The sequence below is a fragment of the Kitasatospora sp. NPDC057015 genome, assembly GCF_042673745.1.
GTDB lineage: Bacteria > Actinomycetota > Actinomycetes > Streptomycetales > Streptomycetaceae > Kitasatospora.
On sequence record NZ_JBHUSG010000099.1, the window covers coordinates 1 to 8,256 of the forward strand.

The 8,256-nt window shown below is 71.0% G+C and carries 6 protein-coding genes; 4 read left to right on the plus strand and 2 right to left on the minus strand.

Annotated features, from left to right (window positions below):
* Positions 1 to 744: 744 nt before the first annotated feature.
* Entirely contained in the window at positions 745 to 3,021 is a 2,277-nt protein-coding gene (locus tag ACFTWP_RS40865; protein ID WP_380270270.1) for a tetratricopeptide repeat protein, read from the minus strand.
* 660 nt (positions 3,022 to 3,681) lie between these two features.
* Between ACFTWP_RS40865 and ACFTWP_RS40870 the strand changes: the two genes are divergently transcribed.
* The 3 genes from ACFTWP_RS40870 (at position 3,682) to ACFTWP_RS40880 (ending at position 5,410) form a co-directional block, all read left to right on the plus strand.
* Complete coding sequence (locus tag ACFTWP_RS40870; protein ID WP_380270271.1) at positions 3,682 to 3,912, plus strand: hypothetical protein; 231 nt, start codon at positions 3,682 to 3,684, stop codon at positions 3,910 to 3,912.
* 268 nt (positions 3,913 to 4,180) lie between these two features.
* A complete protein-coding gene (locus tag ACFTWP_RS40875) occupies positions 4,181 to 4,378 on the plus strand; it encodes a hypothetical protein (RefSeq protein WP_380270272.1) in 198 nt (65 codons plus the stop codon).
* A 273-nt stretch (positions 4,379 to 4,651) separates the two neighbouring features.
* Positions 4,652 to 5,410 carry a hypothetical protein gene (locus tag ACFTWP_RS40880; protein WP_380270273.1) on the plus strand — a complete coding sequence of 253 codons (759 nt, stop codon included), beginning with the start codon at positions 4,652 to 4,654 and terminating at the stop codon, positions 5,408 to 5,410.
* Positions 5,411 to 6,033: 623 nt separating this feature from the next.
* Here the strand turns inward: ACFTWP_RS40880 and ACFTWP_RS40885 are convergent.
* Entirely contained in the window at positions 6,034 to 6,654 is a 621-nt protein-coding gene (locus ACFTWP_RS40885; protein ID WP_380270274.1) for an SMI1/KNR4 family protein, read from the minus strand.
* Positions 6,655 to 7,023: 369 nt separating this feature from the next.
* On the opposite strand from ACFTWP_RS40885, the gene ACFTWP_RS40890 reads away from it, so the two are divergent.
* Positions 7,024 to 7,524, plus strand: a complete 501-nt coding sequence (locus tag ACFTWP_RS40890) for a hypothetical protein (protein WP_380270275.1) — start codon at positions 7,024 to 7,026, stop codon at positions 7,522 to 7,524.
* The last annotated feature ends 732 nt before the right edge of the window (positions 7,525 to 8,256 follow it).

Consider the following 8,256-nt stretch of genomic DNA (forward strand, 5'->3'; position numbering starts at 1 on the left):
GTCAGACAGCGCGATCGACACAGCGGAGGGCCCAGGATGCGACACCATAAAAGGGTATCAACTTACCCTCGTGATTTGTGGCGCGTCACACTAGCTAGTGGTGACGGTGCTGGGGCGTGCGGGGTTTTGCGCGCTCCAGGGCCGCTGAGTGGCCCTGCCCTTTTCCGGCCAGTCGGCCGCGCCTGCTCGGTGACCGGGCACGCCCGGCGCGCTGCCGCGCCCGCCCGGCGCCAAGCGCAAGGGCGACGGGGAGATGATCTGGGGGTTGACCGACCTCGGGCTTGCGGCCGCCGCCACCGTGCTGCCCGACCACTGGCACCGGGGCAGCCGCGCCTGCGAGGCGGGACGGGCCACGGGCAGCCCCCACGCGATGGACGTGAACGCGACCGTCACCGCGTTCGTCGATGGGCGCCAGGTCGTCGACGCCGCCGGACGGCGAGCCCTGGCTCTCCCAGGACTCGCAGTACGCCGTCTCCCTGCTCCAGGCTGCTCTGGACCCACGGACGACCTGACGCACCGACCGGTTCGGGGAAGCCGCTGTTCCACGCCGCCGGAGTCGGCGGCGCGCACTGTCCGTCAGGCCCGCCTCCCACGCTGAACCGGCCGGTGAGGTGAAGGCGGTGCGCGCAGCCGGCAATGGGTTGCGGCGCGCACCGCCGGAGCCGATCCTCCCAGACCCACCGCACCCCGCCGACCGTGCTAGCGGCCGCCCTCTCGTCGCCCCTTCCGTCGTTCTCCGGCGGGTTACGAGGAGTGCGGCTCCGGCGGGTCCTCCAGGGCCGTCACGGCTTTTTCCTCGGCGCCGGCCCGTCGGTATGCCTCGGCGGATGCCTCCCTCACGGTCCGGATCTCGCCGGGCGTCCGTCCGGCCGCCAGCAAGGTGGCGGCGAGCTCACCGAGCGCCTCACCCTCGCGGTACGCGTCCTTCAACTCCCGGAACACGGCCACGGCCTGCTCACCGGCCTCCACCGCCTGCCCGTACGATCCAGCGCCCCGCAAGGCCGTACCCAGGTTGTTCCGTGCGATGGCTTCGCTGTGGCGGTCGCCGAGGTCCCGGTAGAGGTCGAGGGCGTGCTGGTGGGCGTCGAGGGCGTCATCGAAGCGCCGCAGCTCCTGCAAGGTGTTGCCGAGGTTGTTCCAGGCCATGGCTTCGCGGTGGCGGTCGCCGAGGTCCCGGTAGAGGTCGAGGGCGTGCTGGTGGGCGTCGAGGGCGTCGTCGAAGCGGCGCAGCTCCTTGAGGGCGGTGCCGAGGTTGCCCCACGCGCCGGCTTCGCGGTGGCGGTCGCCGAGGTCCCGGTAGAGGTCGAGGGCGTGCTGGTGGGCGGTGAGGGCGTCGTCGAAGCGCCGCAGCTCCTTGAGGGTGTTGCCGAGGTTGTTCCGCGCGATGGCTTCGCGGTGGCGGTCGCCGAGGTCCTGGCAGAGGTCGAGGGCGTGCTGGTGGGCGGTGAGGGCGTCGTCGAAGCGCCGCAGCTCCTTGAGGGTGTTGCCGAGGTTGTTCCAGGCCATGGCTTCGCGGTGGCGGTCGCCGAGGTTGCGGTGGATGTCGAGGGCGTGCTGGTGGGCGGTGAGGGCGTCGTCGAAGCGGCGAAATCCAGTGAGGGCGTTGCCGAGGTTGTTCCAGGCGATGGCTTCGTTGTGGCGGTTGCCGAGGGAGGTGGCGACGTCATGGGCGAGGGTGCCGAGGACCAGAGCGTCCTGCAGATACCGGCGTGAACCCAGGAAGTCCGCCAGGAAGGACGCCAGGTTGATGGTGATGTCGAGGTGGCCGGTGGCCTGTGCGGTGTGGACGGTGGCGACGAGATTGGCGCGCTCCGCGTCGAACCAGGCCATGGCGGCGCCCCGGTTGAGGAAGCGCTCCTTGTCGCCGCCCGCCGTGGGGTTGAGATGGACGGCGGCAGCCCGAGCGGTGCGGGCGTAATACTCGAAGAGGCGCCGCTGAGCCCTGGCGCCGTGCTGGGCGCTCTGGCGAGCCTGTTCGGTGGCGTAGGCGCGCACGAGATCGTGCATGCGCCAACGCCCGGTGTCCGGGTCTTGGCGGATGAGGCTCGCCGCTTCGAGAGCGGCCAGACGCAGACGAACGTCCTTCACCTTGCCGATGCCGGTGAAGGCGACGGCGGTCTCGGTGGACAGGTCCGGCCCCGGGTTCACCGCGAGCAGCCGGAACAGCTCGGCGTGGGGGATCAGCAGCCGCCGGTAGGAGCGCTCCAGGACCGCCCGCACCGCCCGCTTACCGTCATCCAGCACATCCAGCCGCTCGTCCAAGACCTCCAGGTCCTGCACCAGCTGAGCCGGCTTCAAGCCACGGCTCACCACCAGCTGGGCAGCGGCGATCCGCAACGCCAACGGCAGATACCCGCACAACTCCGCCACCCTGGCCGCGCCGTCCGGATCGTCGGCGATCCGCCCGTCCTTGGGCGACGTGATGCGCAGCGCCCCCTCCATGAGGGCGACGGCCCGCTCGGGAGTGAGGACGTCCAGGTCCACCCGCACCGCGCCGAGGGCGGAGGACAGGTCGTTGCGGGAGGTGACCAGCAACCGGTGCGTACCGTTCCCTGGCGGGAGGAGGTGCTCGACCTGGCCGGCCTCGGAGGCGTTGTCGGCGAGGACCAGGACCCGCTCGCCGTGGCGGGTGCGGTTGGCGAGCTGGGCGCGGTAGAGGGCCGCGCGCTGGTCGGGGTCGGGCGGGATCTGTCCGGGGTCGGTGCCGAGGGCGCGCAGTGCGGTGTCGAGGGCGTGGGCGGCGTCGGTGGGGGTGTCGTCATAGCCGTGCAGGTCCAGGAACAGCACGCCGGTGAACAGGCCGCGCCCGATGGCGGCGTGGCCGGCGGCCAGGGCGGCGGTGGTCTTGCCCATGCCGCCCATCCCCAGTACCACCACCACAGCCGGCACGCCCGCCTCGGTGTCCGCCGCGGGGGCGAGGAGGCCGAGCAGCTCCTCCAGGTCCTCGTCGCGGCCGGTGAACCCGGCCGGGACGACCGGGGGAGGGGCAAGAGCGGCCAGGGCAGGAGTGGAGGAGCCCACTGGCCCCGGGGTTTCCGCAGAGCCGGATCCACTGGCCGTGACGGCCCGGTCGAATTCCTCGACCTCTTTGACGAGCGCGGCATACTCCTTCCGCCAGTACTTGACGTCCGATGCCGGGGGTGGCAGGGGGAATTTGGATTTTGCTGCGTGCCTGATGCATCCGTTGACGAATGCCGATACGGATTCCCAGGACGGCAGCCGGTACGTGCCCGAGCGCCCCTGCAGCAGTTCACTGATGACGCTGGTACTCAGGTTCGGCTCCGCCGCGACGAGCCGCGGGCCGCTCGGCCTCCCGGCATCGCTCCGCAACTCCTTCAACCGATCCGCGAACCCTCGTAAGGCGTCCTGCGCCTGCTCACTGTGCCCCGCTGCCATGGCGGCCCCACCTACTTCTGCGTTCCCGTGCCGCAAGCACCCCTACGGGTGCCCCGGCCCCCTCCCGAGCGGTCCGTCGTCAGGCGTCCGCCATCGTCCGCCGACATCCGTGATCCTCCGTCGAGCAGTCCCTCACAGTAGCCCCCACCAGCACCGACAGGGGTGGGTTTCGGGATCGTCCGCGTCGTTCCGCGGAACCCAATCCGGGTCCTTCCCGGCGCGATCGTGGTGTCCCAAGCCGGCTGGCTGACCACCGCTCACCGCGACCCCGAGGGGGAGGACCTGATGTCCCGCAAGCCCCGCACCACCCGCGTGAACACCCGCACCATCACCGTTGTCCCCGAGCAGCCGGCGCACCCGGATGTTAGGGCCGTCGGGCAGCCGGCATCGGCTCGTCCGCAGGCCCCCGCTGCCGAGCAGCAGCTGACCGGACAGATCGCCCGGGGCGCCGCCTCCGGCATCGCCCGCGCCGTCACCGACTGGATCATCGAGCAGATCACCGCCCACCTGCAGTGACCCACCGCTTCCGCAGGCCCCGTCGTCCGGCCGGGCCCGCGGAAGCCGCCGTCCGGGCCGGGCGAACCCTGCCGGGCCTGGACGGGCACTGCGCCAAACTGCCCGGACACCTGCCGTACCGCGCCCCGGACAACCGGCTGGACGAGTGGGAAAACCTCGCCTTCTCACGCCGAAGAACTCTCGATCCGGCACAGATCCCGACCGGAAGGAACAGCCCGCGAGGCGCACACCCGGCCCCCGCGAATTCGTCCGCCGTAAGGCCACCTGAATGACCCGCGAGCAGATCACCCAGACGACGGGCGGACGCCGCGGCGTGGGGACGCCGCCGGCCCAGGGTCTGGTCGGCGAGCGCCTGACCGCCGCCCCCGCCCGGGTCGTCCTGAGCACCCTCGCCCGCACCGGCCTCGACGACCTCGACGACCAGGTGTCGGCGTACAGGGGAATGTGCTCAGCCGAGTACACGTGAAAGCGCTCGAACGGTCTGCTCGCACGCGGACTCGGACTCGGACTCAGGCGGAGGCAGAGGCCCACCGCGGCTGGGGGAGCGCTACCGACGACCGCCGTGGACGGCCGCGGCTCCCCACCTACCCGCAAAGGTGATCGAGATGTGACCAGCCGATCTTCAACGCGTGCGGTGTGATCACTACGGTATGTCCGTATGCAAAACGGTGACCCGGCCCCGGGGCAGGACAGAGCAGACGACGACGCGCGTTGGAACGTCACACTCAACGATGACTTCGTGCAGGCAGCGACCGTCAAGGAGGAGAAGGTCCACCGCCCGGGCGACGACGGCCCGCCGAAGCGGGTCTGGCCGCGCAACCTCGCACTGGCACTGGGGACTGCTGCGCTGACGTTCCTCGCCTTCAAGCTGGCGCAGCCCTCCCCGGACGGGGCGACCGATCGGTCCGGCCCGGCGGCTTCCGCAACGGTGTCCGCCGCGCCGTCCGCCACTGTGACGGCCTCCGCCGCTCCGTCGGCCGCTGCGGGCCGCCCCCAGGTCCCGCTGGACCAGGCCTTCCCCGCGGAGGTGAAGATCGCATCCGGCGCCCTCTACACGAAGGTGGGTGCGACCACCCTGGCTTCGTGCACCGAGCCGGACTCGGTCGGTCCTCGACTGGCCGCGATGATCGAGCAGGGCAAAGGCTGCGTGTCCGAGCAGGTCGCGCTCTACAAGGACTCCGAGAACAACCAGTTCAATCTGGCCGTCTTCACCATGAGGGACCCGAAGGACACGGTCCGTCTGGTCACCGAGCTCACCATGGCCTTCGACGACTTCGAAGTCGGAGCGCAGGCTCCGCCGCCGACCGCGGGACTTCGCACCCTGCCCCCGGACAGTGGCATGATCCAGGCCTTCACCGGCTCCGGTCGGGCGATGATCGTCTGCCTCGGCCAGTGGTCCGACGGCCGGTCCGACGGCCGTCAGCAACTCGTCGACCGACTGAGTCCGTTGCAGGACGCGATCGGAAAGACCGTTTTCGCCTACGAGTCCCAGCACTGACTCGTCGGACCCGCCGGACCACGGGCGAACCCGCCCCCGCCCGCCGCAACCAGATCCGACCCGAAGCATCACCCCGGGGCGCTCGCTTGCCTCCGCCTCTTGGTTGCCGAGCGGACCACGCGGGGCGATGAGCAGCCCCGGCCGATTCCCGAGATCACCGTTACCTCGGCGATGGGCCACCGTGCCGCCGGTACGGCCACATGGGCACGTTCGCGTGTACGCGACTGAGTATGTCGACGTGTACCTCGACAACTGGTGGAAGCTGCTGGGCTGGACGGTGCAGCGGCGTGTGGCTGGTGACGGCGGAGGGCCACACCGTCGGCTGGGTCGAGCGCGACGTCCTCGGCTCCGCCCGGTGGGTCGTGGTGTACGAGGGCTACTTTCTCGGCGACCTCGCCACCCGGGAGTCGATTCTGCACGACACCCCCGAGCAGGCCGCCCGCACCGTCATGAAGGCGTACCGCAACAGGTGTGACCAGCCCCGGCCGGCGTCCCGGGCAGGTGCCGGGAGAGCGCGCCGGCGGCCCGCTGCCGGGGGGTGTCAAGGTACCGCCGGACACTTGGACGGATTCCTTGATGCCACAGATATCGCAGGCGATTGTGAGTCCAGCGGGGAGGGTTGATCACCGGCCCGGGGCGGCGGGTTGCCAGGTGAGATCAAGTGCACCATCGACTGTGGCAGTGCGGGGTTCCTGGGAGCCGCCGAGGGCCGCGTGGCTCAGCAGTGCGGGCGTGCCGGTCTCCAGCGCGTGGGCGATGTCTTGGAGCATCGAGGTGACCGAGCCCCACTGGGGGGCGTCCAGGATCCAGGTCTCGTGGTCCCAGAGAAGTACCGCGCCGTGGGTGTCACCGGGGCGTATGTCGACGACCAGCCCGTCGCCACCGGGGCTCAACGCGATCGGCATGAACTCACGTAGGTAGCGCGGCTCGGGCCGGTCGTTGTCGTCGAACGACTCGCCTTCCTGCTCGGCGACCAGTAGCCAGATCCCATGGGTCTCCAGGGCCTCGTCCAGCGAGACCGGGGCGAACGCCTCCGGAATCCAGTGGCTCGCGCTGACGTCGGGCAGCAGCCACCAGGCCCGAAGGTCGGCGGGCAGGGGCAGGGCGAGGTCCGCCTCGAAGGCGTCCAGGCGCGCGGCATCCGACGGCGGCCTCGCTCGGCCGTGGCCGCCGCGGGTGTGCGCGGTGAGCCAGGTGCCGACGCGGCTCCACGCGGTCAGGATGCTGTGATCAGCGGTTGTCATGGCGGGCAGTCTGCCTCACCGGGGTGTCAACGGCCGCCGGCTCGCCAGGGACGCGCGGCATGCCGTCTCCCTGCTCCGGGCCGTTCTCCACCAGCAGAGCGCCTGAGCCCGCCGGACGGGCCGCGGGCGGCCATCAAGGCGGCGCCGCAGGCTGGCCGCCTGGCCTGGTGACGCCGTTCCTGACAAACCGTCTTCTGGGCGGTGCGGCCGAGGCGTGGGCAGTGGACGGTACCGGGTTTCCTGAGGGCGGCAGGGTCTGGCCCGGGAACGCCCGGCGATACGTGGGTATTCCTGGCATCGCGCCGCTGCCCGACGGTGGGCGCCGCTAGTATCCGGGAGGCGTCACGGGACGGCGGACGGAGTCAGGGCATGGGCGGCGTGGACGAGACAGCGGGCAAGCGGAAGTCGGGCATCGCGCCCTGGAGGAACAAGGCGCTCAAGATCGCGGCAGCGATGCCCGAGATGGCCACCGAGGTGCGGCTCAAGCTCATCGAGCAGTTCCCCGCCTTCAAGGACCTGGGCAACGCCAACATCGATGCGGTCAAGGAGGCCCACAAGTCCACGCTCGCCGCCAACGAGAACAGCCAGAACCACTTCTACCGGGCCTCGCAGGACCAGCGGGACGCCCTGCTGGACGACCTCGGCCGGGACGACCTCAGCTGGGCGCAGCGGGAGTCCCTCCACGACCGCCTCGACCGGAACGTGCGGCAGGTGGATGAGAAGGACAGCGAGAGCAAGCAGTTCCTGGGGACGAACATGAAGATGGTGGTGGCCGGAGGTGTGGCCGCTCTCGCGCTGGGCGTGGCCTTCGTCGGCGGCAAGGTCGTTGCTGCGAGCGAGGGCGGTTCCGAGGAACCCCAGCAGAACTAGCTGGCCAGGGGCAGGCACGCCGACCGCCTGGAGACAGCGGGCGCGACCAGCGTGCCGGGACCTTGACAGTCGTCCCAGGCCAGGCCGTCCGTACCTTGACGGGTCATCAAGGTATTCGTTCGACATCCCGGCGACCTGGTTGCCCAGCCACGAGGACATGGTGGGGAGGAGCCCATCCGGGACCAGGTCGTGGAAGCCTCAGTGTTCGTAGCGGCTCCTCGCGGCCGACGGCGACTCCCGGTACTCCCGGGGTGCGCAGCAGGCCGTCTCCCTGCTGGAGCCGCACTCGACCAGCAGAGCGCCTGAACCCGCCGGTGGGCGTCAAGGCAGCCCTGGAGCCCGGCCACCGGGCCCGGCATGAATCGTGATCTCGTGACGCCGGACGGTCCGCCACCCGCCCTAGCCTGATCACGTGATCCCCGCTCAGATGAGCCCGCTCGGCGTCCCGCACTGCCTGGCGTGCGACACAGAACCCACCCCCGCCACCGGCAGGCGCGGCCGCCAGCCGCAGTGCTGCAACACCAACTGCCCCAGCGCCGCCTACCGCCGCCGACAAGCCGCCCCGGCCCGGCCGCCACCGCGCCCACCGTCATCGGTCCGACCACCCTGCTCCCGATCCCGCCCTGGACCGCCCCACCGGCAGGCCGGCCAGCTCCGCCGCCAGCTTGCCGCCCAGTCGCCACTCGTTGAAGTAGCTCTCCGACAGCCACTCGCGCACATACCGGTGGGCTC

Coding starts and splice junctions, on each gene's coding strand:
- ACFTWP_RS40870 (WP_380270271.1), top strand. CDS start 3,682: ATGTCCCGCAAGCCCCGCACCACCCGCGTGAACACCCGCACCATCACC.
- ACFTWP_RS40875 (WP_380270272.1), top strand. CDS start 4,181: ATGACCCGCGAGCAGATCACCCAGACGACGGGCGGACGCCGCGGCGTG.
- ACFTWP_RS40885 (WP_380270274.1), bottom strand. CDS start 6,654: ATGACAACCGCTGATCACAGCATCCTGACCGCGTGGAGCCGCGTCGGC.
- ACFTWP_RS40890 (WP_380270275.1), top strand. CDS start 7,024: ATGGGCGGCGTGGACGAGACAGCGGGCAAGCGGAAGTCGGGCATCGCG.